The organism is Mycobacterium sp. P7213 (genome assembly GCF_900604305.1).
In the GTDB taxonomy this organism is placed as follows: Bacteria; Actinomycetota; Actinomycetes; order Mycobacteriales; family Mycobacteriaceae; genus Mycobacterium.
Window position 1 is genome coordinate 53,255 of record NZ_UWOA01000019.1, and the last position, 26,484, is coordinate 79,738.

Genomic DNA, 26,484 nt, shown 5'->3' on the forward strand with positions numbered 1-26,484 from the left:
CATAGTCCCAATCAGGCAGCCAGCTCGGTGGCCAGCGCGGTCTCCACTCGGTCCAGCACGGTCGCGGCCACCAGGCGGTGCGCGCCGAGCGGCTCGGCTATCGGGATTCCCACCTGTGCGGCGTAGGCGGCGACCCGGTCGGTGATCCTGCCGTTGGCCAAGAACCACGGAGCGATCATCAGCTTGGTGGCACCGCGTGCCCGCAACCGTTCGACGGCTTCCGGCACCGACGGCTGGGGGCCCTCAGTGGCGAAGGCGACTTCCACTCCGGCCCAACGCGTTCCGCGAGACAACGGGGCTGCGATCGTGGCGGTCTGCGCGTTGGCCACCGGACGCGACGAGCCCACCGCGACCACCACCACACCCAGCTCCGGGTCGAATCGCGAAGCCCCGGCGCTCGACAGGCGTTCGCCGAGAACCTGCACCAGGCGGCTGTCCTCGCCCAGCGTCGAAGCGACCCGCACGGCGACGCCGGACTCCGCGATCATCGCCGGAATATCGACGCGGGCGTGGTAGGCGCTGGCCAACAGCAGGGGGGCGACGATGGTGTCACCGCCGGCGTGGCTGGTCTCGCGCAGCACATCGCTCAGGTTGGGGGAGCTGTGTTCGCAGAACGCCACGCGCACGGCGAGTTCGGGCGCCACCCGGCGCAGGTGCCCCGCGATCGCGCGAGTGTTGGCCGCCGCGCGCGGATCCCGGCTGCCGTGTGCGGTCAGCACCAGCGTGGTGGTCACGAGGCGTGAAGCCCGCATTCGGTCTTGGCCAGCCCGGCCCAGCGTCCGCTGCGCGGATCGGCGCCGGCCGCCGGCTTGATCGTGCACGGCGCGCAGCCGATCGATGGGTAACCTTCCTCGATCAGCGGGTTGACCAGCACATTGTTTGCGGCGATGTACGCGTCGAACTCCGCGTCGGACCACGCCGCGATCGGGTTGACCTTCACCAGACCGAACTGCTCGTCGAAGCTGATCAGCGGTGCGTTGGCACGCGTTGGCGCTTCCACCCGACGCAGCCCGGTGACCCACGCCGAGTAGTTGCGCAGGGTGCGAGACAGCGGCTCGACCTTGCGCAACCGGCAGCACAACGCCGGATTGGACCCGAACAGGTCTTTACCGTGGGCCGCATCCTGCTCCGCGACGGTCTGCTCCGGGATGACGTTGACCAACTGGATGTCGTACATCGACTCCACCGCGTCGCGGGTGCCGATGGTCTCGGCGAAGTGGTAGCCGGTGTCGAGGAACAGCACCGGAACCCCCGCGCGGACCTTAGCCGCCAGATCCACCAGCACCGCGTCGGCCATGTTGGAGGCCACCACGTAGTTGCTGGCGGAGGCGGGTCGGCCCGAAGCGTCGAGCCCGTTCACCCCGCCAAAATTCGCATCCGTCCACTCCAGCAGCTCGGTGGCGCTGGCGCCGTCGAGTTCGGCCGCGCCCTTGGCGGCCAGCTCGCGCAACTCCGCTTCGCTGTGGGGTCTCATCGCAGATCGTCTTCTTCGGCACGCACCGCCCACTGCGCGAAACGCTCACCGGCGCTGCGTTGTTTGATGAAGTTGCGCACCACCCGTTCGATGTAGTCGCCGAGTTCGTCGCTGTAGACCTTGTGCTGACGCAGCTTGCGGCCGAACCCGCTGTCGGCGCCCAGGCTGCCGCCGAGGTGCACCTGGAAGCCGGGGACCGAATTGCCGTTGCCGTCGTCGATCATCTGGCCCTTGAACCCGATGTCGGCGACCTGGATGCGGGCGCACGAGTTCGGGCAGCCGTTGATGTTGACCGTGACCGGCACGTCCAGGACGGCGTTGAGGTCGTCGAGGCGTTGCTCGAGTTCGGGGACCAGGCTCTGGGCCCGCACCCGGGTCTCGACGAACGACAGCTTGCAGAACTCCAGTCCTGTGCAGGCCATCAGGTTGCGTCGCCACGGCGACGGATTGGCCGGCAGGCCCAGCGCGTCCAGCTCGGCCACCAGGCCGTCGACCTTGTCGTCGGGAACGTCGAGGATGACCAGCTTCTGGTACGGCGTGAACCGGGCCCGGTCGGAACCGACCTGCTCCATCAATTCCGCCACCTTGAGCAGCGTGGCACCGTTCACCCGGCCCGAGATCGGGGCCACCCCGACCGCGTTGTGGCCGTTGCGGGTCTTCTGCACCCCGACGTGGTCGACGGTCGCGGTGTGCTGCTCGGGTGCCGGCCCGTCGATCAGCGGGCGCTTGAGGTACTCGGTCTCGAGAACTTCGCGGAACTTCTCGACTCCCCAGTCCTTGACCAGGAACTTCAGCCGGGCCTTGGACCGCAGCCGGCGGTAGCCGTAGTCGCGGAACAGGCTCGTGACGGCCTCCCAGACATCGGGCACCTCATCCAGCGGCACCCACGCGCCGAGCCGCTGGGCCAGCATCGGGTTCGTGGACAGGCCACCGCCGACCCACAGGTCCAGGCCGGGGCCGTGCTCGGGGTGGTTGACGCCGATGAAGGAGATGTCGTTGATCTCATGGGCGACGTCCGGCAGACCGGAGACGGCGGTCTTGAACTTGCGTGGCAGGTTGGCGAATTCCGGGTTGTCGATGTATCGGCGGACGATCTCGTCGAGTGCGGGGGACGGGTCGAGCACCTCGTCGAGCGATTCCCCGGCCAGCGGAGACCCGAGCAGGCCACGCGGGCAGTCGCCGCAGGCCTCGATGGTCTGCAGCCCGACCGCGTCCAGCTGGTCCCAGATCTCCGGGACCTTCTCGATCTCGATCCAGTGATACTGCAGGTTGTTGCGGTCGGAGATGTCTGCGGTGTTGCGGGCGTAGTCGACCGAGATCTGACCCAGTGTCCGCATCGCGGCGGCCGACAGCGCCTTGCCGTCGCAGCGCACCCGCATCATGAAGTACTTGGCCTCCAGCAGGTCGGCGTTCTCGTCGCCGGTGAAGGTGCCGTCGTAGCCCTGCTCGCGCTGGGTGTAGAGGCCCATCCAGCGGAAGCGCCCGCGCAGGTCATCTTTGGTGATGGAGTCGAACCCCTGCTTGGAGTACACGTCGACGATCCGGGCCTGCACGTTCAGCGCCGGGTCTTCCTGCTTGAACTGCTCGTTGTGGTTGACCGGTTCGGTCTCGCCGAGCGCCCATTGGGCTTCGCTGCGCTTTGCCCTGCTCGGGGGAGCAGTCGGAGTGGCGGTCATGAATTCTCCTTCAAAGAGGAGCCGGCGGGATTGCGCGCGGTTCACCGGCGACTGTCACCGGCGACGCAGATCCGGCGGCCAGCTGGAAAATACAGGTGGGCGGTTCTACGACATCAAGGCAGACAGCGACAGCTGCAGACACGCTTGAAATCGATATGCCGCCGAGCCACCAAGGCGACCCCGGACGAGGTGCAGTAGGCGGCGGTCACAGCGCCGATTATGCCATGGATGCCGAAAATCTTCCTTACCGGCGCAAAGTTGTGATCAGCGTGAGCAAAACTCATCTGGTGCTCGATGCTACGGCGGTCGAGCCGGGGGAGCGGATCGGAACGGCTCGGGGGCGGTGGCACTCGGCGTCGGGCCACCGCGGACAGGTAGCCGATCGGAAGGCGGGTGGGATACGTGAGTGTCGACTTCGGATGGGAACCGGCGTGGGAACCACCGCCGGTGGCCGACCCGCCACCGCGCACGAGCGGCCGTGCACAGCTGCGCCGCTGGCTGGCCATGACGACGCTGGCGGCCACCGTCGGTTGCGGCGGATGGTTGGCGGTCCAGCATTACCAAACCCATCTCGCCGGTGAGCAGGCGCTGGAGGCCGCCGAGGCATATGTGTTGCGGCTGAGCAATATCGACGCCGACAACGTTGATCGCGATTTCGCCGACCTCACCGACGGATCGACCGGCCAGTTGCGGACCATGCACACCCGCTCCAGCGTGCAGCTGCGTCAGCAACTGATCGACAACAGGGCGACGGCGCGCGGGTACGTTGCCGAGGCTGTGCTGAAAACCGCCGACCGCAGCCACGCCGTGGTGGTGCTGCTGGTCGACCAGGCGGTGCGCAACGCCGACAACCCCGAACCCGTGCTCGACCACAGCCGGATCCGGATGACCATGGACAAGGTCGACGGCCGCTGGCTGGCCAGCAAGGTGGAGTTGGTATGAGGAAGTTCACAGCGCTGACCGTCGGCGTGCTGCTGGTCGGAGCCGCCGAATGGTCCGGCACGGCCGGCGCCGACCCGATCGACTGGGAAGCCATCGCTCTTTGCGAGTCGGGCGGGAACTGGTCGGCCGATGCCGGCGACGGCGGCTACGGCGGGCTGCGGATCAGCGCCGCGGACTGGGGCGCCAACGGCGGGGTGGGACTGCCCTCGCAGGCCACCAAGCAACAGCAGATCGCCGTCGCCAAGCGCATCATGGCCAACCGTGGTCCGGTGACGTGGTCGGGATGCGTGTCGCGCGGCGGTGCCGGTGCGGCCGCGCCGGTCGGCTCACTGGCCCACTATGTGACGACGCTCTACCAGGACACCCCGGGGACCGGCGCGCGGGCCGACTGAGGCGCCGACGAACACCGCCGCCGCGATGTCGTGGGATGATCGAGCCCGATGACCCTGACCCCGCCTGCCGTAGCGTTGCCCGACGTGGCGCCGGCCCGGCGCGGCCTCGACGGCCAGTTCGGGGTGTATGTGCACGTGCCGTTCTGTTTCACCCGGTGCGGCTACTGCGACTTCAACACCTACACCCCGGCGGAGCTCGGCGGCGCAAACCCTGACGCCTGGGTAGCGGCGCTGGACAAGGAACTGGAACTGGCCGCAGCCCGGTTGGGTCCCCGGCCGGCCGACACGGTCTTCGTCGGGGGCGGCACGCCGTCGCTGCTGGGCGGGCCGCGGCTGGCGCGCGTGCTCGACCAAGTGCGGAAGCACTTCGGTCTGGTTGACGAGGCCGAGGTCACCACCGAGGCGAACCCCGAGTCGACGTCGCCGGCGTTTTTCGAGACGATCCTTGCCGCCGGCTACACCCGAGTGTCGCTGGGCATGCAGTCGGTGTCGCCGCGCGTCCTGGCCACCCTGGACCGCATCCATTCGCCGGGGCGGCCGGTCGCGGCGGCGCGCGAGGCGCGGGCCGCCGGCTTCGAGCACCTCAACATCGACCTGATCTACGGCACCCCCGGCGAGACCGATGACGATCTGCTGCGTTCGGTGGACGCCGCGCTCGAGGCGGGTGTGGATCACGTCTCGGCCTACAGCCTGATCGTGGAGGACGGCACCGCGCTGGCCCGTCGGGTGCGGCAGGGCGAGCTACCCGCCCCCGAGGGCGATGTGGCGGCGCATCGCTATGAGCTGGTCGACAGCCGGCTGCGGGCGGCGGGGATGGACTGGTACGAGGTGTCCAACTGGTGCCGGCCCGGCGCGGCCTGCCGGCACAACATGGGCTACTGGAACGGCGGCCGATGGTGGGGTGCGGGGCCGGGCGCGCACAGCTACGACGGCGCGCTGCGCTGGTGGAACGTCAAGCACCCCAACACCTACGCGCAGCTGCTGGAGCAGGGTGCACTACCGGTGGCCGGCTTCGAAGAGCTCTCCGATGCCGACCGGCACACCGAGGACGTGATGCTGCGGCTGCGGCTGCGCGATGGGCTGGCGCTGGCGGATCTGGATGCCCAGGAGCGCGAGCGCGCCGCGACCGCGATCGGCGATGGGCTGCTGCACACCGACGGCACGCGGCTGGTGCTGACCGATCGCGGGCGGCTACTGGCCGACGCGGTGGTGCGTTCCCTGCTGGGATAGCGGGTCGCCGGCAGGTAGGTCCAGCGGCCGCTCAGCCGCTGAACCAACCGCGGTTGCCGTCCCAGCTGCCGCAGATGCCGTTGAAGCAGCCGTGCCCGAAACCGCCCTGGCCGGGGACAAAACCGCCGCAGCCCTGCCAACCGGCGTCATGGCCACAGCCGCCTCCGCCGCCGTTGCCGTCCGGGCCGCCGGAACCGTGCGGTTGGGCGACTGCTGTCGTGCCTGGTGTGTCCGCCGAGCCGGTCTTCAGCATCACGCCTGTCGGGGCGAGCGCGATCGCCGCGGCGGCTGTCGCCACGAACACCGATCCGACGAGTTTGCGAATACTTAGCATGACTCCAGAGTCCGCGCGGATTTCGGCGTTGCCAACGGTTGTGTGAGGACTGATACCGAATTGTGAACGCGCGTAACGCATCACTGCCATCGAGTCGCTGGGCCCGCCGTCACTGGTCCGGCGGGCGGGCGAAGGGCTAATAGCGAAACCGCAAATGCGGATTATTGTGTGCTGCCAGCTGCTCGCTGATTATTGGGAAAACTCGCTACCATCATACTCTCAGCAATCTTGCCGTGACGTTGCAAGAACTGTCATGCAGGCACCGGAGCGGCGCTCGTTGCCACAGCCTATGCGATGGAAAACAACAGCTTTCGTGTAGGCATGAGATGTAGCGTCGGCGCTGTTCGCAGCGACCGTCGGGCGTGAACAGCAATATCGTAATCCGTTAGTTGTACGAAAACGCAGATGAGGATACGATCTAGTTTATGGCTCCGCAAACGAGTCTCAAACAAAGTATGGCTGGGGCAGATGGAGGACCGACGCGATGGCAGTTCAACGGGCGCGAGGCGCCACGGACCGGGCGCACGGCGCCGGCGGGCGAGTGCTGGAGATCCTCGGCCGACAAGAGTGGATGGACCGGCCCAGCTACCGGCTGGAGAACGTGCTGAGCTTCGGGTTCAACGCCTTGGGTGGGGCCCGGGATCGGGTGACCAACTTCTTGAACGGCGTGTGGTTGGGGCACCCGGTGCATCCGCCGTTGGCATCGCTGACCACCGGCGCCATCGGGACGACCGTCGCCCTGGATGCGCTGAGTCTGCTGCCGAGCAGGTCTGCGGCAGAAGTGCTTGACGCGTCTCGATTCGCCCAGCGTGCCCTGGGGCTGGGGATTGCGGCCAACTTCGCCTCCGCGGCCACCGGGGTGACCGACTGGCAGCACACCCACGACAAGGATCGGCGTATCGGGCTGGTGCACGGCGTGCTGAACCTCGTCGCCACGGGTCTGTACATCCAGTCCTGGCGGGACCGGCGCGGTGGGCGGCAGCTGCGGGGCATCGTGACCAGTGCGGTCGGCTATGGCATCACCTCTGCCAGCGGGTTCCTGGGCGGCGCCCTGGTATTCGGCTCCGGAATCGGCATCGACCAGTCCGGCGATCGGCTGCGCATCGATGACTGGACGCCCGTGCTCCCGGAGGCGGAACTGCCAGCCGGCAAGAAACCTAAGCGCATCGACGTCGACGGCGTCGCGGTGGTGCTCTGCCGCACCGACGACAGCGTCTCGGCATTCGCCGGATTGTGCCCGCACCTGGCCGCGCCGATGGAAGACGGCTGGGTCGACCGCGGCCGGATCGTGTGCCCCTGGCACGGCTCGCAGTTCGACGTGGAAACCGGTGCCGTGCTGCGTGGACCGTCTGCCGCTCCGCTGCCCTGCTATCAGGCGCGGGTGCGCGACGGGATGGTCGAACTGCGCGATGGCGCGGTGACACCGCTTGGTGAGGGTCGGGTCAAATATCTCGCCCCGCAGACCCTGGAGTGCCCCGCAATCGCGACCGAGAAGGAGATTGTCCAGTGAGCAATGCCTACGACGTGCTGAGGGCCCACCACAACGTGCTGCGCGGCTTGGGCTCCCGGTTCAAGGGCGCACCGGTTGGGTCGCCCGAGCGGCAGCAGGCTCTCGATGACCTGCTGCGGGAGTTCACCATCCACATGCGTATCGAGGACGACATCTATTACCCGGCGCTGGCGGCCGCGAGCAAGCTGATCGCGATCGCACACGCCGAGCATCGGCAGATCTACGACCAGCTCGCGGTAGCGCTGCGGACACCGGCCAGCTCGCCTCGCCATGTCGATGAGTGGAACTCCTTCCTCACCGTCTTGGAGGCCCATGCCGACGAGGAGGAGCGCGACCTGGTGCCCCCTCCGGCGCCGGTCGACTTGTCGGAGACTGAGTTGGAAGAACTGGGCAATCGGATGGCCGCGGAGATGGAGCGGCAGCGCAATTCGAAGTTCGAGCAGCTGCATGTCAAGGCGCGAACAGCGCTGCTGAAGGCGTTCTAAAGCGATCGCAAGCGCGGACGGAGCCGGGCGCAGCGGGTCGTGCGGATGGCCCAGCGATCGCAAGCGCGGCGGAGCCGGGCGCAGCGGGTCGTGCGGATGGCCCAGCGCTACCGACGGCTTTCGTGGGGCGAGGCGCACCTCGCTGCGTAGGTTAGGCTACATTTACTAATCGTGTCCGAGGTGGGTGTCGAAACAGTCTCCGAAGCTGCGTCGTCGGTGCTGTTGCCGCCGGGTGTCGAGCCGGCTGAGCTGGCTGCCGCGCTGGCCGCTGAGTTGCCGGAGCATGACGGCCACGAATACCTGCTCTACGAGCGTGGCGGACGTTGGACTCTGGCCGCCGGCGTGCGGGCCGCCGTCGAGCTGGACAGTGACGAGCTGCGCACGGTCCGCGACGGGGTGGTTCGCCGCGAACACTGGCGGGGCCGGCCGGCCGCAGTGCTCGGCGAAGCAGTGGACCGGTTGCTGCTGGAGGCCGCTGAGGTATTCGGCTGGGTGGCTTTTGAATTCGGCACCTACCGGTTCGGGCTGCAGGAGCGGTTGGCGCCGGGTACCGCGCTGGCGCGGGTGTTCTGGCCGCAGACCCGCATCGTTGTCACCGCCGAGAAGGTCGAGCTGTTCGGAGACAGCGACCGCGCATTCGCGGTGCTGGCGCGGCTGTTGGCCGACGGGGTTCCCACGTTGGCCGCGCCCTCGCCGGTGGTGGTCGACGTCGAGGCTGCCGGCTATCGCGATCGGGTGGCGACCGCGGTCGAGGAGATCCGCGCAGGTGCCTACCGCAAGGTGATCCTGTCGCGGTGCGTAGACGTGCCGTTTGCGCTGGACTTTCCTTCGACCTACCGACTGGGACGGCGGCACAACACGCCGGCTCGGTCGTTCTTGTTGCGGCTGGGCGGGATCCGGGCGCTCGGATACAGCCCGGAGCTGGTAGCCGAGGTGCGCGGCGACGGCGTGGTGGTCACCGAGCCGCTGGCCGGGACCCGTGCCCGCACGGGCGACCCCGCGATCGACGCGGTGGCTCGAGCCGAGCTCGAATCCGATGCCAAGGAAATCGTGGAGCATGCGATCTCGGTCCGCACTTCGGTAGAGGAGATCACCGAGGTCGCCGAGCCGGGCAGTGCCGTCGTCGGCGACTTCATGACCGTGCGCGAGCGCGGGAGCGTGCAGCACCTGGGCTCGACGGTGCGCGGTCGGCTGCATCCCGCCCGAGACCGGATGGATGCCCTGGAAGCGCTTTTCCCTGCTGTCACCGCGTCAGGGATCCCGAAATCGGCCGGAATCGACGCCATCCTGCGGCTCGACGATTGCCCACGGGGCCTGTACTCCGGTGCGGTGGTGATGTTCTCGGCCGACGGTGGTCTCGATGCCGCGTTGACGCTGCGGGCGGCCTACGAGCGGGACGGGCGCTGCTGGTTGCGGGCCGGAGCGGGCGTCATCGCCGAGTCGCGGCCCGAGCGGGAATTCGAGGAGACCTGCGAGAAGCTGGCGACGCTGGCGCCATATCTGATCGCCCAGCGCTGAATCCGCGGTTCCCCCCGGGCGGTGAGATACCCTATAGGGTATAACAGGCAGCTCGGGGAGAGGACCTCACGTGCTCGATGACGAAGACAGCGTCAAGTCGGTGTTGAACCGGCTGCGCCGTGCGCACGGCCAGCTCGCCGGAGTGATCGCGATGATCGAGGCCGGCCGCGACTGTAAAGACGTGGTCACCCAGTTGGCCGCGGTCTCGAGGGCGCTGGACCGCGCGGGTTTCAAGATCGTCGCCAGTGGCCTGCGGGAGTGTCTGGCCGGCGAAGCCGCCGGAGGCAAGGCGCCGCTCTCCGAGGACGAGCTGGAGAAGCTGTTCCTCGCCCTGGCCTAACCCGAGCTCTCGGCTCGGGTCACTGCATCAGTGACTCGGCGAGCAGGCCACTGACCATGGACTCGATGGTCGACTCGATGGATCCGGCCAAGGTGGCCGTGACCGAGGCGACGGCCTGGGTGCGGAATCGCACCAACATGCCGATCAGCTCGGCGATCTCGGTGTCGGCCGGCAGCGGCGCCCCAGGCTGCAGTCGGGTCAGCACATGTTCGGCCCCGGCCCGCACCAGCATCTGGCTGATCGCATCGATGTGCGGCAACGTCTGTTCGTAGAGGTCGATGAGCTTGTCGATGGCGATGCCGTAGCCGCGGACCTCATTGAAGGCGTCGATCAGCTTGGGTCGGGTAATGGTGGCCAGCGAGTCGGTCTCGTTGAGGCGGATGACACCGAGCGCCACCAGTCGCCGCATCGCCGGCGGGTCGCCGATCCGCCGCTCCGCTTCCGCACGTGGCATGGTCTCAGGCCGTTCGGTGGTCCAGTTACCGGCGATCGCGCTTTCCAATCCCAGGATGTCGCCGAGGTCCTTGCCCTGCTCCCAGGCGCCGATCATCTCTTTGACGTGCGCGATGGTGTAGCCGCGGTCGAGCATCGAGGTGATCAGCCGCAGCCGGGTCAGGTGGGTGTCGTTGTACAACGCGATCCGCCCGACACGTCGCGGCGGTGGGAGCAGATCCCGGTCCCGGTACACCCGCACGTTGCGGGTGGTGGTGCCGCCCAATCGGGCCAGGTCGTCGATCCGGTACTCCCGGGATGCCGTGTTGCCGCCCGGGTGGCGTACCACGATCTCGAAGAGCTGCGTGACCGCGGCCTCGACCACTTCGCGGGACTCGCGTCGCACCCGGCGCGGGAGCCGCCGCAGGTTCGCCAGCACCGCGGCGATGGACTCGGGCTTGGCGGGACGATCCGGTGTGCTCATGCCACCGCGTGGTAGTCGGACAGGCGGAAACTGCGCATCTGCCGAAGATACTGCGTTGCGAACCCCGGGTACATCGACGCGTTGAAGCCGTCCTCGGTCAGGTACCAGCTGCGACATCCCGACATCCAGGTCGTCTTGCCCAGCCGTCGCTGAATCTGCTCGTTGTGGCGGCGTTGCACAGCGTCACGCACGTCGAGGTAGCGCAGGCTTCCGCGGCGGATCGCGCCGACAGCACGCACCACGTAGTCGATCTGGCCTTCGACGTAGACCAGCAGCGAGTTGTGGCCCGGCCCTGAGTTCGGGCCGGTCATGAAGAACAGATTGGGGTAGCCGTGGGCCTGAATGCTCTTGAAGGCCTGACCGCCGCCGCTCCAGTCGCTGGCCAGCGACCGGCCGCCGAGTCCGGTGACCGGAAACGGCGGGCCGGTCAGGTGCACGTCGTAGCCGGTCGCGAACACGATGGCGTCCAGGTGGTGTTCCACGCCGTCGCTGGTGCGAATGCCCGACGGGCTGAGCGTGGCGATCGGCCAGGAGATGAGCTTGCAATTGTCGCGCTGTAGCGCCGGGTAGTAGTCGCTGGAGATCAGCATGCGCTTGCAGCCGGGGGTGAAGTCCGGGGTGAGCTGACGGCGCAGCCACGGATCCTTGACCGTCGCGCGCAGGTGCGCTTTGCCCAGTTGGGCGACCAGTCCGCTGAGCGGGGTGTTCCACACCAGTGCCGTGGCGCTGGCCTCATGACCCCAGAACAGGGTCTGGCGGGCAAGCTGTTGGGCCGCTGGGACTTTGGCGAACAACTCTTGCACCGCGGCCGGCATGGCCATGTCCAGTCGGGGAATCACCCACCCCGGCGTGCGCTGAAAGACCTTGACGAATCCTGCGCGCTCGACCAGCTCCGGGATGATCTGTACCGCGCTGGCACCGGTTCCGATGACCGCGACCTTCTTACCGGTGACGTCGTAGTCGTCATCCCAGCGAGCGCTGTGGATCTTGTGACCGGTGTAGCTCTCCAGGCCGCGCAGCGCCGGGAAGCTGGAGTCCGGCAGCGGCCCGGCCGCCAGCACCACTGTGCGGGCCCGAAATTTCTTGCGACCGGCCGCTACCGTCCACGCGCCGGTGCTCTCATCGAAAGCCAGTCCGGTGACCTCGGTGCCGAACCGAATACGGCGGCGCAGGTCGAACCGGTCGACCATGTCCTCGATGTGCGCACAGATCTCGCCCGCCGAAGGGTAGGCCCGTGACCAGCCGGGGTTGGCAACGAAGGAAAACGAGTACAACAGCGACGGAATGTCGCACGCCGCACCGGGATAGCGGGTGTCGCGCCACGTCCCGCCCACCCGGTCGCTGCGCTCCAGAATGATGATCTCGCCCTCGCCGCCCAGGCCGGCTTCGGCCAGTTTGATCGCCGCGCCGATTCCGCTGAAGCCGGCGCCGACGATCAGTGTCTGGTAGGTATGCCCGCCGGCCACGTCAGGCCGCCGGCTCGTGGGTGAGCTCCTTGAACCAGCTGGGGATGGGTTTGAGCAAACGCTTGGGATAGAACCCGGACAGCCATACCGCAGGGTTGGCCAGCAGGTGATACGGGCTGTCGGGGTTGGCCATCCAGCCTGAGTAGCGTTTGACGACTTGGTAGGCCGGCACCCGCCGGGTGTGTTCGCCGCGTTCACCGAACTGGGTGAATCGCATGAGAGCGGCGTAGAGACGTTGCGGATCCAATCCCATACCGATCACCTCGTTGCGAATCCGGTTGAGCAGCGGGATCGAGATCAGGGCTCCCACGATCAGCGACGGGGAGGCGACGGTACCGACGAACTCGATGGCCAGCCGACGGGCATCGGCATGGCCGATCATCTCGAGCACCTCGAAATCAACGGCAATGTGGCGGGATTCGTCATTGTTGATCTTCTCGAACACCTGGTGACAGACCGGGTCTTCGACCTCGTCGAGCAAGAACTTGAGCAACGCTCCGTCGAGTGCGACTTCGAGCATCGGGATCACCGTGCCCAGCACCGACAGCGGCAGGTCGTCGGAGTAGTCGTCGAGCCATTGCATGGCCAGCCGGATGTTGACATTGGGTTCGGGCATTTCGCCGTCTTCGAGCATGCCCCAGCGCTTCATCAGCGCCAGCTCGGCGTTGGCGTGACGTTGCTCCTCGGCATGGAAGTAGCGGTATATCTCGGCCAGTGTCGCGGTGGGCGCCTTGCGTGCCATGGCCGCGAAGCCGCGGGCGCCGATGTTTTCGATCCAGCACAGGTCGGCCATGAACTTCTTGAGCTTGGGTTTCATCTCGGGGCGGATCAGCTCGGCTCCCGGCGCGTCCCAGTCGATATCGGCCAGCGCCCATTGCCGATTCTTGATCTTGGTGAGCATGACGTCCATGTCGAGAGCCATCGTGATCTCCTTAGTCGGACCTACCTGGCAATGCCGCACTGGCACGGAATGCCAGTCCGATGGTTCGGGTGAAGGTCTCCGGTGCGAAACGTTTGATGTTCCAGCCGATCTTGGCGTCCAGCTGGGGCATGCAGTAGAGGCCGCCGCGATCGTGGGTGTCCAGGCAGTCACGGGCGACCCGTTGCGCAGAGAGCCCGGTCCAGCGCATGAGTAGGTTCGCGGCCTCACTGGATTGAGAGGTGATCCGGCCGGATTCGACGATGTTGGTCTTCACGAAAGTCGGGCACAGCACCGTGACCCCGATACCGGTACCGGACAGCTCGGCGGCCAAGGTCTCCGACAGCGACAACACGCCGGCTTTGCTGACGTTGTAGGCGGCCATGTCGGGGGCGGCGCCGAACGACGCGGCGGAGGCGACGTTGATGATGCCGCGGGGCTGACGGGATTGCTCGGGGCTACCGTCCCGCAGGATCGGAGTGAAGACGTGGCAGCCGTGAATCGGGCCCCACAGGTTGATGCCCAGCGTCCAGTTCCAGTCCTCCAGGGCCATTAAGCCGATCGGCTGCCCGCCGGCGCCGACACCGGCGTTGTTGATCACCAGGGTGGGGGCGTGGCCGAACCAGGACTGCGCGGCGTCGGCCAGCGCGCTGACCTCGTCGATCGTTGAGACGTCGCAGTGCACGGCGGTGGCGCGACCGCCCGCGTTCTCGATGGCCTCGACGGTGCTGCGGGCGGCGTCATCGTCGATATCGCTGCAGACCACGGCGCTGCCGCGGCGGGCGAGTTCGATGGCGAACGCGGCTCCGATGCCGCTTCCGGCGCCGGTGACGACGGCGGAGGCCCCATGGCTGCGTTTCGGCGATCGGCCAAGGATCATGTGACTGAGTCAACAGCTAATGGTGCCATTAGTCAATGGCAATGTTTTGAGCCGGGCCCGCGTCGGTGGCGGCGCGAACCCGGCCCTGTCTCGTGCGGGCTGTGGTTGCCCGCAGCCCGCACGAAACGGTTGTGCGGTCCTGCTAGTTGAACATGCTGTCGAGCCAACCGAAGTCGAGCAGGCTGGCGGCCGCGGCTGCGTCGCCGGGGTCGACGTCCACGTCGGGCACCGGGATGGTCGAGGTCAACGCCTCGGCGATCTTGCCCGGCAGGATGTCGAACAGGTAGGCGAAGGTGCCGTTCTCGGTGAGCAGACCGGTCCACGGTGCGCGGGGAACGCCGCCGTCCTCATCCCACACGATGTAGCCGTTGAGCAGTGCGTCGAACGGGTCCTGAGCCACGTGGTCAGGGTTGTTGGTGAAGTTCTCCGCCAGCGCGAACTGGAAGCCGAGGAAGGGCTCCCACACCGACTTGGCGGCGCTCTTCCAGAAGCTGAAGTCGTCGAACAGGTCCTGCACGTTGGTCCAGACCTGGCTCATGTCGGTGCCGATTCCCATGATGCCGGTGATCTCTTCGCCATCGACCACGCGGTTGAACAGCGGCTGGAAGATGTACTGCGCGCCGAACACCATGTCCCAGTTGATCAGGTTCCAGGCGTGGGTGACGTCACCCTCCTTGAGGAAGTCGATGATCTCCGGGAGGGTGTTCTCCAGGCCACGGATCGGGCCGATGCCCGACCACATGCCCTCGATGCCATCCCATGACCCCTGCAGGCTGTCGTTCGCGACCTGGCCGTAGTAGCCGGACAGCTCGCCGATGGCGGAGAAGATCGGGTTCGGGCCGGAGAGCAGCTCCATGAGCGCGTCGAGATTCTCCGTGGTCGTCGCCGTGAGCTCGACTGCGGCGTGGTGGCTGGCCGAGGCGGCCGTCGGAGCGGTCGGCACGGCGATCAGGCCGGCGCCGGCTAGGGCGATCCCGGCGGCCAGGAGTCCGGTGGCCCGGGTGGTGGATACAGTGCCGGGATCGGTCGATCCTGCGGCCAGGGCGAGCTGCATTGCATCTCCTTATCGTGACCTCAACGTTTATGAGGTTTTTGTCATGCGGAACGCGGGTTGACATTAATCGCGACTTTAGATGCGAGGCAAGCCTAACCTAACGTTGTGTTGGACGTCACAGGTAGGGCAAGCCTAACCTTACTTCGAGCTTTGGTGTAGCGTCGCTCACCATGAGCGTTTCCGTCCCCGATGCCATCAACGTCGCTCTGCGAGAGATCCTGCGCGACGACCTGAACGTCGATCTCAACCGGGTGACGCCGGAGTCGCGCCTGGTCGACGACGTGGGCCTTGATTCGGTGGCGTTCGCGATCGGCATGGTGGCCATCGAGGACCGTCTCGGGGTGGCGCTGTCCGAGGAAGACCTGTTGACGTGCGACACAGTCGGGGATCTCGAGGCCGCCATCCGGGCGAAAGCCCCTGCCGACGCGTGAGCGTGCTGGCCGACGCCCTGACCCGGGCGATGACCGGGTCGGCGCATGACCTGGTGGTCTTCGACACCGACACGGGCGTATGGCAGCGCCATCCGTGGCAGCAGGTGCACGCCCGCGCCGAGAGTATCGCGGCCCGCATCCTCGACGGCGACGACGACGGGGCCGTGGGGCTGGTAGGCGAGCCGACCGCAGACCTGGTCGCCGCCATCCAGGGCGCCTGGCTGGCCGGCCGTAGCCTGTCGATCCTGCCGGGACCGGTCCGCGGCGCGGACCCTGGGCAATGGGCGCAGGCCACGCTGGATCGCTTCCACGGCGTTGGGGTCAGCACGGTGCTCAGTCACGGTCCTGTGTTGGACCTGCTGGGGGCGGAGGAGGCCGGCCGCGCACTGGCGGTGGCTGATGTCGCAGCGGCGGCCGGCGCCGGACGCTCGGTCACACCGGTGACCGCGGACGCCGATATACCCGCGGTGTTGCAGGGCACCGCCGGGTCCACCGGCACCCCGCGCACCGCCCAGCTGTCACCGACCGCGGTGCTGGCGAACGTCTCCGGCTTGAGCAAGCATGTCGGTGTCGATCCGGCCGCCGATGTCGGCTGCAGCTGGCTGCCGCTCTATCACGACATGGGACTGACCTTCCTGCTCAGCGCGGCACTGACCGGCTCGGAACAGTGGCTGGCGCCGACGGCGGCCTTTGCCGCTTCGCCGTTTCGTTGGCTGAGCTGGTTGCACGACAGCCGGGCCACCATGACCGCCGCACCCAACTTCGCCTACAGCGTGATCGGCAAATACGCCCGGCGTGTCCCCGACGTGGACCTGAGTCGGCTGCGGGTCGCCATCAACGGCGGCGAACCGGTCGACTGCGAGGGACTGGAGCGATTCGTCACCGAGCTGGCCAAGTTCCGTCTGGACCCCGGTGCGCTGATGCCGTCCTACGGCTTGGCCGAGGCCACCTGCGCGGTGACGGCGCCGCGACCTGGCGCCGGCTTGGTGTACGACGAGGTGACCAACCCGGCCGGCGAGGACGCTGCGACCACCCGCCGACACGCGGTGCTCGGCGAGCCGATCCCCGGGATGCAGGTCCGGATCCGCCCGGTGGTCGACGACCACGAGGAGCTGCCGCAGCGCGAGGTCGGTGAGATCGAGATCCGCGGAACCTCAATGATGTCGGGCTACCTCGGTCAGCCGACGCTGGACCCGGACGCCTGGTTTGCCACCGGCGACCTCGGCTACCTCACCGACGCCGGCCTGGTGGTCTGCGGCCGGGCCAAAGAGATCATCTCAATCGCAGGTCGCAACGTTTTCCCGACCGAGATCGAACGGGTCGCGGCGCAGGTGCGTGGGGTCCGGGAGGGCGCGGTGGTGGCAGTCGGCACCGACGGGATCCGTCCGGGACTGGTGATCGCCGCGGAGTTCCGTGGCCGCGACGAAGCCGCAGCGCGTGCCGCCCTGATCTCCCGGGTGGCATCGCAGTGCGGGGTGGTGCCCGCAGAGGTGGTGTTCCTGGCACCGGGCGCACTGCCCCGGACGTCGTCGGGAAAGCTCCGGCGGCTGGATGTCAAACGCAACCTGGAGGCCTGAAGTGACCGACGTGACCGCCGGATCCGATATCGACAGCTACCGGGTCTTGCTGGATCAGGTCTTCGACCAGCAGGTAGTGGACTGGACCGCGGAAGCCGAAGCGACCGAGCGTTTCCCGCGCGCGCTGATCGAACACCTGGGGCGCAGTGGGGTGTTCGCGGAGAAGTGGAGTAACGGTCAGCATCCCGACGTCGCCAAGCTGGTGGCCCTGGCATTCAAACTGGGCCACCTGCGGTCGGCCGGCATCGGGGTCGGGGTGAGTCTGCACGATTCCGCCATCGCGGTATTGCGCCGATTCGGCCGATCGGAGTATCTGCAGAGCATCTGCGCGCAGGCCATCGCGGGCCAGGCGGTGCTCTGCATCGGCGCCTCGGAGGAGTCCGGCGGTTCGGACCTGCAGATCGTCGAGACCGAAGTTCGTTCGGCGCGAGATGGTTTCGAAGTGCGTGGCCGTAAGAAGTTTGTGTCCCTGTCGCCGATCGCCGACCACATCATCGTGGTGGCGCGCGGTGTGGACCATGACGCGAACAGCCGGCACGGCAACGTCCTGGTGATCGCGGTCCCGATTTCCCAGGTGCACGTCAACGAGCCCTATCGCAAGGTCGGTGCCGGGCCGCTGGACACCGCCGCGGTCGACATCGACACCTGGGTGCCCGCTGATGCGCTGATCGCCCGCCCGGGCACCGGGCTGGCCGCCATCTCCTGGGGGCTGGCGCATGAGCGCATGTCGATAGCTGGGCAGGTCGCGGCATCATCCCAGCTGGTGCTGGGGCTCACCCACGCCCGGATGATGCGACGCCGGCAGTTCGGCGCCACTCTGTTCGAACATCAGGCGTTGCGGATGCGGGTGGCCGACCTGCAGGCCCGGGTCGACATGCTTCGCCACGCGCTCAACGGCATTGCTGCCGACGGCCGGCTCGATCTGCGTGCGGCCGCGGCCATGAAGGTCACCGCGGCCCGGCTCGGTGAAGAGGTGTTCTCCGAGTGCATGCACATCTTCGGCGGCTCCGGCTACCTCGTCGATGAGACCCCGATCGGACGCTGGTGGCGGGACATGAAGCTGGCTCGCGTCGGCGGCGGCACCGACGAAGTGCTGTGGGAGTTGGTCGCGGCCGGCATGCGACCCGACTACGATGGCTATGCCGAGCTGTTCGAGAGTGGATCGTCCTCGGGGTAGCGCAGCACCCCGTAGAGCGCCATGCGGCGGTAACCCATGTCGTGCTCACCGAGAAAGGTCCCGCCCACATACTCGGCCAGCCTGCGCATCGCCGTGTTGCGGTACTCGGGCTCGAACATCATTCGCCGGCAATGCGGTTCGAGCTCGAACACGCTTTTCATGACGCGCGGGAGCAGGATCGCCGCGAACCCCCGATTGACCGCTGCGAGGTCGGCGACCGCCCCGTGCATACCCAGGTCGTAAGGGTGGGCGGCGTAGTACTTGGCGATGGAATCCTTTGACGCTCGGTACAATTCGATGTAGCCGCTGTCCTGCCCGTGCCGGCTGACGATCAAGGGGCGCGTGAAGCTGCCTTCGACCAAGGCGCTCAGGTAGGCGTGCCAGCGCTCCGGCGGCCAGGCGGACTCCCATGTCTCGGCCAGATGTGGCCGGTTCATCCACTCGGAGATCATCTCCGCGTCGCCGTCCGGGTCGGCGACCCGGATCGAGTAGGGAGCGGCGAGAACCGGGATCGGCGGTGCGGGAACGCGGCGAACGTCCTCGGGGACGTCCGTCAGTTCACGGTGCACAATGTTGGCGGCGTCTGTCATAACGAACGGTCAGCCTACCCCGAGCCCCCCTGCCAATAAGTGAGGGTAGGGTAACCTAGGTTCCACTTTGGCGGCGGGGCGCCGAGCTCCACTCCGCGGGGTGGGCCACCGTCGGCGAAAGGACCGGGATGGCGCGCGGCTTGCAGGGTGCGATTCTGCGGGGCTTCGGTGCTCGCGACCACACCGTAACGGTGCTCGAGACCGCCTGGATCGCTCCACATTGCATCCGGGTCTGGATGCATTCGTCCACCCTGTTCACCGACGCGGCCGTCGAACCCAGTGCCTGGCTGCGATTTTGGTTCCCGGACCCGGATGGATCGGACACCGAGTTCCAGCGCGCGTACACGATCGCCGAGGGCGACGCGGAGAGCGGACGCTTTGCGGTCGACATGGTGCTGCACGAACCAGCCGGGCCGGCCACCCGCTGGGCCCGCACCGTGGAACCCGGAGCCACCATCGCGGCGATGTCGCTGATGGGCTCGTCGCGCTTCGAGGTGCCCGATGCCGACGCCCAGCCCGCCGGCTACCTACTGATGGGCGACTCGGCGTCGATTCCGGGAATCAACGGAATCATCCGCACCGTCGCACCCGATGTACCGATCGAGCTCTACCTCGAACAGCACCACGACGACGATCTGTTGATCCCGTTGCAAGCGCACCCCCGGTTGCGGGTGCACTGGGTGCCCCGCCGTGACGCGGGCTCGCTGGCCGCGGCGATCGAGGCCCGGGACTGGTCGGACTGGTACGCCTGGGCCACGCCGGAAGCCGCGACGCTCAAGGCGCTGCGCGCCCGGCTGCGCGACGAGTTCGGCTTCCCCAAATCCGAAATCCACGCGCAGGCCTACTGGACCGCCGGACGTGCCATGGGCACTCAGCGCGGGCCGGAGCCTGCGCCGTTGACGCTGCCGTCACCAGACAACACTGCGAGTGAGACGGCTGGGGAGCGCACAGCCAACGCAAAGGGAGCGTGGCGTGCGCAGGCCGCGGGTCGGCTGCTCGGTCCGCTGCGGGGGCCGCTGATTCTCTCCGGTGTCCTCCAGGCCCTGATCACGTTGCTGCAGTTAGCCCCGTTCGTGCTGCTGGTGGAGCTGGCCCGACTGTTGGTTGCCGGCGCCGACGAGTCACGGCTGTGGACGGTGGGAATCACCGCACTCTCGTTGCTGGGTTTGGGCACCTTGCTGGGCGCGGGGCTGACGCTGTGGCTGCACGTCGTCGACGCCCGCTTCGCGAGCGCGCTGCGGGCCCGATTGCTGAGCAAGCTGTCCCGGCTGCCACTGGGCTGGTTCACCGCCCGCGGATCCGGCTCGATCAAGCAACTGGTCGCCGACGACACCCTGTCGCTGCATTACCTGGTCACCCATGCCATCCCGGACGCCGTCGCCGCCGTGGTGGCACCGGTCGCGGTGTTGGTCTACCTGTTCGTGGTGGACTGGCGGGTGGCACTGGTGCTGTTCGTGCCCGTGCTGGTCTACCTGGTGCTGATGTCGGTGATGATGACCCAATCCGGCCCCAAGATCAGCCAGGCGCAACGCTGGGCTGAGCGGATGAACGGCGAAGCCGGCACGTACCTCGAAGGTCAGCCGGTGATCCGGGTGTTCGGCGGGGCCACCGCCTCCGTCTTCCGCCGCCGCCTCGACGACTACATCAACTTTCTCGTGGACTGGCAGCGACCCTTCATCGGCAAGAAGACGCTGATGGATCTGGTCACCCGCCCGTCGACCTTCCTGTGGCTGATCATGCTGACCGGCACCCCCCTGATCATCTCCGGCCGAATGAACCCGGTGAACCTGCTGCCGTTCCTGTTGCTGGGCACCACTTTCGGCGCCCGACTGCTGGGTATCGGCCTGGGGGTCGGCGGTATTCGCGGCGGCATGCTGGCGGCACGGCGGCTACAGATCGCCCTGGACGAGCCCGAGCTCGCCGTCGAGCAGCACGATCCCACACCGGTAGACGCGCCTGGGACGGTGCGCTTCGAGGCAGTCACCTTCGGCTATCGCCCCGGTGTCCCGGTGATCCGCGACGTGTCGTTGACGCTGCGGCCGGGTACGGTGACCGCGCTGGTGGGCCCGTCGGGTTCGGGCAAGTCGACCCTGGCCGCACTGCTGGCCCGGTTCCACGACGTCGAGTCCGGATCGATATCGGTTGACGGTCACGACATCCGGTCGCTGACCGCCGACGAGCTCTACCGCCGGGTGGGATTCGTCCTGCAGGAAACCCAACTGGTGCACGGCAGCGTGCGCGACAACATCGCGCTGGCGGTTCCGGATGCGACCGATGCGCAGGTGCAGGCCGCCGCCCGCGAAGCCCAAATCCATGACCGCATCTTGCGGCTGCCCGACGGCTACGACACCGTGCTCGGCGCCGCCGCCGCGCTTTCGGGCGGGGAACGCCAGCGGCTGACCATCGCCCGCGCCATCCTCGCTGACACGCCCGTGCTCATCCTGGACGAGGCCACCGCGTTCGCCGATCCAGAATCGGAATACCTGGTGCAGCAAGCGCTGAACCGGCTGACCCGGGATCGCACCGTGCTGGTAATCGCCCACCGGCTGCACACCATCACCGGCGCCGACCAGATCGTCGTGCTCGACCACGGGGGGATCGCCGAACAGGGCAGCCACGACCAATTGCTGGCAACCGGCGGTCGCTACCAGCAGTTGTGGCAGACCGGCCGCGCCGCGGTCACCGTCGGGGCGGAGGCCGGCCGGTGATCCGCACCCTGATCCAGCTGATTCCGCACGACCGCCGTGGCCGGATGTATGGCTACGCCGCGCTGACGGTGCTGTCGGTGGCGGTGCGGGCAGCGGGGACCGTGCTGCTGGTCCCGCTGGTGAGCGCGCTCTTCGCCAGCACGCCGAGTCAGGCGGTGGCCTGGCTGGGTTGGTTGACCGTGGCGACCGTCGCCGGTTGGCTGATCGACTTCGCCTGCGCACGAATCGGATTCGGCTTGGGATTCGCCGTCCTCGATCACACCCAGCACGACGTGGCCGACCGACTGCCGGGCATCCGGCTGGGCTGGTTCACGCCCGCCAACACCGCCGACGCGCGACAGGCGATCGCTGCCACCGGCCCCGAACTGGTGAGCCTGGTGGTCAACCTGCTGACCCCCCTAATCAGTGCGATCTTGCTGCCGCCGGCGATCGCACTGGCCCTGCTCGGGGTGTCCTGGCAGCTGGGTCTGGCCGCCCTGGGCGGGGTACCGCTGCTGCTGGGGGCGCTGTGGGCGTCCAACCGGCTCAGCGCCCGCGCGGACGCCGCGGCCGGCGACGCCAACACCGCTTTGACCGAACGAATCATCGAGTTCGCCCGCACCCAGCAGGCGCTGCGCGCGGCGCGACGCGTCGAACCCGAGCGCAGCACCGTCGGGCAGGCGCTGAGCGCCCAACACGGCGCGGCGATGCGGCTGTTACTCATGCAGATTCCGGGGCAATTGCTGTTCAGTCTGGCCAGCCAGGGCGCCCTGATCCTGCTCGCCGGCAGCACCACCGCGTTGACCGTGACCGGCACGCTCAGCGTTCCCGAGGCCATCGCCTTGATCGTGGTGGCGGTGCGCTACCTGGAACCGTTCACCTCCATCAGCGAACTGGCGCCCGCGCTGGAGTCGACGCGGGCCTCCCTCGAGCGGATCCGTGCTGTGCTCACCGCGCCGGAGGTGACGGTCGGCCCCGGTCATGCCCCCGAGGCCCCCGGCGCCACCCGAATCGAGTTCGACGATGTCACCTTCGGCTACGACTCCGCGGGCGCCCCGGTGCTCGACCGGGTGAGCTTCACCCTGCAGGCCGGCACCACCACGGCCATCGTCGGACCGTCCGGCTCGGGCAAGAGCACCATCTTGTCCCTGATCGCCGGGCTGCATGAGCCCACCGGTGGGCGGGTGTTGATCGACGGGGTGGACGCCACCGAGTTGGACGCCGCGTCACGGCGCGCCGCCACCAGTGTGGTGTTCCAGCATCCGTACCTACTCGACGGCACGATCCGCGACAACATCCTGGTCGGAGACCCCGACGCCGATCAGGAAGCTTTCCAGCGGGCCGCCGCACTGGCCCGCGTCGACGAGCTGGTTGCCCGACTGCCCGACGGCGCCGAAACCCGGGTGGGTGAAGCCGGCGCGGCACTGTCTGGCGGGGAGCGCCAACGGGTCAGCATCGCCCGGGCGCTGCTCAAACCCGCACCGGTGCTGCTGGTCGACGAGGCGACCAGCGCACTGGACACCGAGAACGAGGCCGCGATCGTTGCCGCGCTGAGCTCCGAGCCGCGCCAGCGTACAAGGGTGATCGTCGCGCACCGGCTGGCCAGCATCTCCCAGGCCGACCGAGTGCTGTTCATCGACGACGGCCGCGTCATCGAAGACGGGACGATCGACGAATTGCGCGCGGCCGGTGGGCGTTTCGACGAGTTCTGGCGGCAGCAAAATGATGCCGCCGGATGGCAGATCCACGCCGGCTAGCACGCAACGGGCCACTTTAGTGCGATCATCGAAGGCGTGAACGCCGACGATGACCCCGAGGCCCGGATCCGGGAATTGGAACGCCCGCTGTCGGACTTCGCCGCGCCCGTGGAACTGACCTCCCCGTCGATCGGTACCGAGGGGCGCACGTTACCGCCGCGAGGCCGGGGGATCGCCGTCGTCGCGATTGCGGCGGCCCTCCTGATCGGCGTGGCCCTGGCCATGTTCCTGATCGTCGGAGGCCAGACGACTACGACGCAGGGGCATCCGACCGCTACTCGCGGTGCCGCGCCGGAACCGTCCACGGAGCCGGTCGAGGTTCCAGCGCCCGAACCAGCGCCCATTCCGGCGCCGCCGGTCGCAGCTTCGCCTGCTGTGCCGGCGCCGGACAGCAGCGTCACCCTCACCATCTCCGGGGCCGGGGAGAACAAGACCTTGGTCTGCGACGGCCGCTACGTGTCGGTGAGCGGGGTCAGCAACACCGTCGAACTCACCGGCCAGTGCGCCGGGCTGACGGTGTCGGGCATCGGCAACGTCATCACCGTCGAATCGACGCCCAAGATCACGGCATCCGGTCTCAACAACCGGGTCACCTACCGCTCCGGGAACCCGGACGTGAGCACCTCGGGGTTCGACAACGTCGTCGAGCGTGGCTAAGTCCGCGAACTCGGTTCAGCCGAGCTGGCGGACCAGCGCTTTCTTGTCGATCTTGCCGACCGCCGTGAACGGCAGCGCCGGCAGCGCCGTCAGCTGATCGATCCGGACGTGGGTGGCGACCCCACACTCGTCGAGGTGGCGGTTCAGCTCTGCCAGCGTCAACGGTGCTCCGTTGAACACCACTGCAGCGCAAACCTTTTCGCCCAAATATTGATCCGGTTGGCCGACCGCGGCAGCCGATCGAACCGCCGGATGGACCAGCAGGTGCGCCTCCAGTTCGTCGGCAGCGATGTTCTCGCCGGCGCGCACGATCACGTCCTTGATCCGCCCGGTCACCTCCAGGTAGCCGTCTGCCAGGCGGCGGACCCGGTCCCCGCTGCGGTAGAACCCATCCGGGCTGAAGGACCGCTCATTGGCCTCGGCCGCGTTGTAGTAGCCGTTGATCGTGTAAGGCCCGCGCACCATTAGCTCACCCTCGGATGTCTCGGCGCCGTCCTCGTCGACCACCCGCAACTCGTCGTCGGCGCACAACGGCCGGCCCTGGGTGGTGTCGAGCAACTCCGCCGAATCGCCGGGCCGGGTGTAGCAGAGCAACCCCTCGGCCATGCCGAACACCTGCTGCAGCCCAGGGGTCAACGCCTCCCGAATCCGGCGGGCGTCTCCCGCGGCGAGCTTGGCGCCACCGACCTGCAGCAACCGCAGCGTCGTCGGCTTCTGCGGCTCCCAGTCGCAAGCCTGCGCCCACAGCGTGGCCAACGCCGGCACCAGCGCGGTGACCGTCACCCGGTGCCGGGCGATGGTGGCGAAGGCCGCCTCCGGGCTGGGGTCGGCACCGAAGACGGTGGCTGCGCCCACCGACATGGCGCCCAGCAAGCCGGGGCAGGCCAGCGGAAAATTGTGGGCGGCCGGTAACGCCGCGAGGTAGACGTCGTCGCAGGTCAGCTCGCACAGCTGCGCGCTGGCGGTGGCGTTGTAGACGTAGTCGTCATGGGTGCGGGGGATCAGCTTGGGCATACCGGTGGTCCCACCGGAGACCAGCAGCAGTGCCGGTGCGGCCGGATCGGGGGTGACTCGCGGCGCGGGGGAGTCCTCGGGCGCCTCGTCGATGACGAGCCGCCGCAGCCCCAGTTCGGCGGCCATCGCCGGATAGTCGAATCCCGCAGTGGCATCAGGGATCACGATCCCGACGGCTTCGCTGACCGCAGCCAGATGCCCGATCTCGGCAGCACGGTGCCCGGGCAGGCACAGCACCGGGAGGGCACCCACCCGCAGCAGCCCGAACAGCGTGACAGCGAACGCGCAACTGTTGGGCAACTGCAGCAACACCCGGTCACCGGCACCGACACCCAGCCGGTGCAGGCCCGCCGCTGCGCGATCGGCGGCCGCATCCAACTGCGCATAGGACAGCGTCGCGTCTGTATCGCTCACCGCCGGACGCTCGGGCCAGCGGGCCGCGGCGTCGTCGAGCAGCGATGCCAGCGGCCGCCCGCTCCAGTAGCCGGCCGCACGATAGGCGGCGGCCCGCTCGTCAGGAAACGGTACGAACCCGTGCATGTGTACTCCCTGGCTTGCCGACGACCGAACCTGGATAGAGTAGCTTCGAGAAATTAGGGCAGCCTAACGAAGGGTGGGGTCACGCCGTGGGGCCGGACGAGATACGCGCGCAGGTCGCTGACCTGCTCGGCGCCGACACCAACGACGTCGATCCCGACGCGGACTTGGTCGGGCAGGGTCTGGATTCGATCCGGATGATGAGCCTGGCCGGTCGCTGGCGCAAGCAGGGCATCGACGTCGACTTCGCGGCGCTGGCCGCTGACCCCCGTATCGCCGCCTGGCAGGAGCTGTTGGGCGACCGGGGCGTACCGGCACCGGACACCGCACCCGCGGTCGACCCAGCCGATGCCTGCGCGCCCTTTCCGCTGGCTCCCATGCAGCACGCCATGTGGGTGGGACGCGACGACGACGTCGTGCTCGGCGGGGTGGCCGGGCACCTGTATGTGGAGTTCGATGGGCGTGTTGTCGACCCGGACCGGTTGGCCACCGCCGCGGCCGCACTGGCCGCCCGCCACCCGATGCTGCGGGTGCAATTCTCTCCCGACGGCACCCAGCACATCCGGCCCGATGCCGAACTGCCCGTCGCGGTGCAGGACCTGCGTGGCCTGGACGCCACGCAGGTGGCCCAGCGGCTGGACGCCACCCGGGTGGCGAAATCGCATCAGCAACTCGACGATGCGGTCTTCGAGCTCACCGTGTCGTTGCTGCCGGACGGCACCGCACGCTTGCACGTCGACCTGGACATGCAGGCCGCCGACGCCATGAGCTACCGCACCCTGATGGCGGATCTGGCCGCGGCCTACCGGGGGGAGACGCTGCCGGAGTTGGGCTACACCTACCGGCAGTACCGCCAGGCCACCGCCGACCGCCAACCGGATGAGAACCACCGCCAGTGGTGGGCGCAGCACATCCCCGACC

At 68.0% G+C, this 26,484-nt stretch carries 25 protein-coding genes and 1 pseudogene; 14 read left to right on the top strand and 12 right to left on the bottom strand.

All coding sequences use genetic code 11. The features are described from left to right. Positions 1 to 11: 11 nt before the first annotated feature. The 4 genes from EJK91_RS09360 to EJK91_RS23175 form a co-directional block, all read right to left on the bottom strand. Positions 12 to 752, bottom strand: coding sequence for a sirohydrochlorin chelatase (locus EJK91_RS09360; RefSeq protein WP_046301780.1), 741 nt, complete (start codon positions 750 to 752; stop codon positions 12 to 14). Beyond that, positions 731 to 1,474, bottom strand: a complete 744-nt coding sequence (locus tag EJK91_RS09365; RefSeq protein ID WP_125078789.1) for a phosphoadenylyl-sulfate reductase — start codon at positions 1,472 to 1,474, stop codon at positions 731 to 733. The genes EJK91_RS09360 and EJK91_RS09365 overlap by 22 nt, the downstream gene beginning before the upstream one ends. Further along, on the bottom strand, positions 1,471 to 3,150 hold the full coding sequence (locus tag EJK91_RS09370; protein WP_125078790.1) for a nitrite/sulfite reductase: 1,680 nt from the start codon (positions 3,148 to 3,150) through the stop codon (positions 1,471 to 1,473). Before EJK91_RS09370 ends, EJK91_RS09365 begins: the two co-directional genes overlap by 4 nt. Positions 3,151 to 3,263: 113 nt before the next feature. After that, complete coding sequence (locus EJK91_RS23175; RefSeq protein WP_444850806.1) at positions 3,264 to 3,656, bottom strand: Ms4527A family Cys-rich leader peptide; 393 nt, start codon at positions 3,654 to 3,656, stop codon at positions 3,264 to 3,266. On the opposite strand from EJK91_RS23175, the gene EJK91_RS09375 reads away from it, so the two are divergent. Genes EJK91_RS09375 through hemW form a run of 3 tightly spaced genes read left to right on the top strand, consistent with a single transcriptional unit; the run spans position 3,553 to position 5,714 of the window. Beyond that, positions 3,553 to 4,092, top strand: coding sequence for a hypothetical protein (locus EJK91_RS09375; protein WP_239651248.1), 540 nt, complete (start codon positions 3,553 to 3,555; stop codon positions 4,090 to 4,092). The two genes, EJK91_RS23175 and EJK91_RS09375, sit on opposite strands and share 104 nt — an antisense overlap. Further along, positions 4,089 to 4,484 (top strand): transglycosylase family protein, encoded by a 396-nt coding sequence (locus tag EJK91_RS09380; RefSeq protein WP_125078791.1) that lies wholly within the window; start codon positions 4,089 to 4,091, stop codon positions 4,482 to 4,484. The genes EJK91_RS09375 and EJK91_RS09380 overlap by 4 nt, the downstream gene beginning before the upstream one ends. Positions 4,485 to 4,532: 48 nt before the next feature. Beyond that, the gene (gene hemW, locus EJK91_RS09385) at positions 4,533 to 5,714 is read left to right on the top strand and encodes a radical SAM family heme chaperone HemW (RefSeq protein ID WP_125078792.1); all 1,182 of its coding nucleotides are present in this window, start codon (positions 4,533 to 4,535) and stop codon (positions 5,712 to 5,714) included. A gap of 31 nt (positions 5,715 to 5,745) precedes the next feature. Here hemW and EJK91_RS09390 read toward each other — a convergent pair whose 3' ends face one another. Further along, positions 5,746 to 6,048 carry a hypothetical protein gene (locus EJK91_RS09390; protein ID WP_046300211.1) on the bottom strand — a complete coding sequence of 101 codons (303 nt, stop codon included), beginning with the start codon at positions 6,046 to 6,048 and terminating at the stop codon, positions 5,746 to 5,748. Between the two features lie 484 nt (positions 6,049 to 6,532). Here EJK91_RS09390 and EJK91_RS09395 point away from each other — a divergent pair, with 484 nt between their 5' ends. From EJK91_RS09395 to EJK91_RS09410, 4 genes are all read left to right on the top strand, one after another. Beyond that, on the top strand, positions 6,533 to 7,558 hold the full coding sequence (locus EJK91_RS09395) for a Rieske 2Fe-2S domain-containing protein (protein ID WP_125078793.1): 1,026 nt from the start codon (positions 6,533 to 6,535) through the stop codon (positions 7,556 to 7,558). Then, positions 7,555 to 8,043, top strand: a complete 489-nt coding sequence (locus EJK91_RS09400; RefSeq protein ID WP_046300209.1) for a hemerythrin domain-containing protein — start codon at positions 7,555 to 7,557, stop codon at positions 8,041 to 8,043. The genes EJK91_RS09395 and EJK91_RS09400 overlap by 4 nt, the downstream gene beginning before the upstream one ends. 171 nt (positions 8,044 to 8,214) lie before the next feature. After that, positions 8,215 to 9,561, top strand: coding sequence for a salicylate synthase (locus EJK91_RS09405; RefSeq protein ID WP_024440717.1), 1,347 nt, complete (start codon positions 8,215 to 8,217; stop codon positions 9,559 to 9,561). Between the two features lie 70 nt (positions 9,562 to 9,631). Further along, positions 9,632 to 9,901 carry a metal-sensitive transcriptional regulator gene (locus tag EJK91_RS09410; RefSeq protein WP_024440716.1) on the top strand — a complete coding sequence of 90 codons (270 nt, stop codon included), beginning with the start codon at positions 9,632 to 9,634 and terminating at the stop codon, positions 9,899 to 9,901. A 19-nt stretch (positions 9,902 to 9,920) separates the two neighbouring features. On the opposite strand, the gene EJK91_RS09415 is transcribed toward EJK91_RS09410, so the two are convergent. The 5 genes from EJK91_RS09415 to EJK91_RS09435 form a co-directional block, all read right to left on the bottom strand. After that, on the bottom strand, positions 9,921 to 10,817 hold the full coding sequence (locus tag EJK91_RS09415) for a MerR family transcriptional regulator (RefSeq protein WP_024440715.1): 897 nt from the start codon (positions 10,815 to 10,817) through the stop codon (positions 9,921 to 9,923). Then, entirely contained in the window at positions 10,814 to 12,283 is a 1,470-nt protein-coding gene (locus EJK91_RS09420) for a flavin-containing monooxygenase (protein WP_125078794.1), read from the bottom strand. The genes EJK91_RS09415 and EJK91_RS09420 overlap by 4 nt, the downstream gene beginning before the upstream one ends. A 1-nt stretch (position 12,284) precedes the next feature. Next, entirely contained in the window at positions 12,285 to 13,205 is a 921-nt protein-coding gene (locus EJK91_RS09425) for a hypothetical protein (RefSeq protein WP_024440713.1), read from the bottom strand. A gap of 10 nt (positions 13,206 to 13,215) precedes the next feature. Beyond that, a complete protein-coding gene (locus tag EJK91_RS09430) occupies positions 13,216 to 14,082 on the bottom strand; it encodes an SDR family NAD(P)-dependent oxidoreductase (protein WP_046300207.1) in 867 nt (288 codons plus the stop codon). A gap of 142 nt (positions 14,083 to 14,224) precedes the next feature. After that, entirely contained in the window at positions 14,225 to 15,136 is a 912-nt protein-coding gene (locus tag EJK91_RS09435) for a hypothetical protein (protein WP_046300206.1), read from the bottom strand. Between the two features lie 155 nt (positions 15,137 to 15,291). Here EJK91_RS09435 and EJK91_RS09440 point away from each other — a divergent pair. The 3 genes and pseudogenes from EJK91_RS09440 to mbtN form a co-directional block, all read left to right on the top strand. Continuing rightward, positions 15,292 to 15,567, top strand: a pseudogene (locus EJK91_RS09440) (acyl carrier protein); the annotation flags it as partial. Then, the gene (gene mbtM / locus EJK91_RS09445; RefSeq protein WP_125078795.1) at positions 15,564 to 17,144 is read left to right on the top strand and encodes a long-chain-fatty acid--ACP ligase MbtM; all 1,581 of its coding nucleotides are present in this window, start codon (positions 15,564 to 15,566) and stop codon (positions 17,142 to 17,144) included. The pseudogene EJK91_RS09440 and the gene mbtM, both read left to right, overlap by 4 nt. Before the next feature lie 10 nt (positions 17,145 to 17,154). Continuing rightward, a complete protein-coding gene (mbtN, locus tag EJK91_RS09450; protein WP_164517924.1) occupies positions 17,155 to 18,321 on the top strand; it encodes a mycobactin biosynthesis acyl-ACP dehydrogenase MbtN in 1,167 nt (388 codons plus the stop codon). Here the strand turns inward: mbtN and EJK91_RS09455 are convergent. After that, positions 18,282 to 18,911, bottom strand: coding sequence for a GNAT family N-acetyltransferase (locus EJK91_RS09455; RefSeq protein WP_024440707.1), 630 nt, complete (start codon positions 18,909 to 18,911; stop codon positions 18,282 to 18,284). The two genes, mbtN and EJK91_RS09455, sit on opposite strands and share 40 nt — an antisense overlap. Positions 18,912 to 19,039: 128 nt before the next feature. On the opposite strand from EJK91_RS09455, the gene EJK91_RS09460 reads away from it, so the two are divergent. Genes EJK91_RS09460 through EJK91_RS22930 form a run of 3 tightly spaced genes read left to right on the top strand, consistent with a single transcriptional unit; the run spans position 19,040 to position 24,012 of the window. Then, complete coding sequence (locus tag EJK91_RS09460) at positions 19,040 to 21,619, top strand: ABC transporter ATP-binding protein/permease (RefSeq protein ID WP_125078796.1); 2,580 nt, start codon at positions 19,040 to 19,042, stop codon at positions 21,617 to 21,619. Continuing rightward, the gene (locus tag EJK91_RS09465; RefSeq protein ID WP_125078797.1) at positions 21,616 to 23,355 is read left to right on the top strand and encodes an ABC transporter ATP-binding protein; all 1,740 of its coding nucleotides are present in this window, start codon (positions 21,616 to 21,618) and stop codon (positions 23,353 to 23,355) included. Before EJK91_RS09460 ends, EJK91_RS09465 begins: the two co-directional genes overlap by 4 nt. 36 nt (positions 23,356 to 23,391) lie before the next feature. Next, complete coding sequence (locus tag EJK91_RS22930; protein ID WP_125078798.1) at positions 23,392 to 24,012, top strand: DUF3060 domain-containing protein; 621 nt, start codon at positions 23,392 to 23,394, stop codon at positions 24,010 to 24,012. 15 nt (positions 24,013 to 24,027) lie between these two features. Here EJK91_RS22930 and EJK91_RS09475 read toward each other — a convergent pair whose 3' ends face one another. Continuing rightward, positions 24,028 to 25,566 carry a (2,3-dihydroxybenzoyl)adenylate synthase gene (locus EJK91_RS09475; RefSeq protein WP_125078799.1) on the bottom strand — a complete coding sequence of 513 codons (1,539 nt, stop codon included), beginning with the start codon at positions 25,564 to 25,566 and terminating at the stop codon, positions 24,028 to 24,030. A gap of 86 nt (positions 25,567 to 25,652) precedes the next feature. Here EJK91_RS09475 and EJK91_RS09480 point away from each other — a divergent pair. Further along, on the top strand, positions 25,653 to 26,484 hold an 832-nt coding region (locus tag EJK91_RS09480; RefSeq protein WP_241178664.1), incomplete at its 3' end, for a phosphopantetheine-binding protein.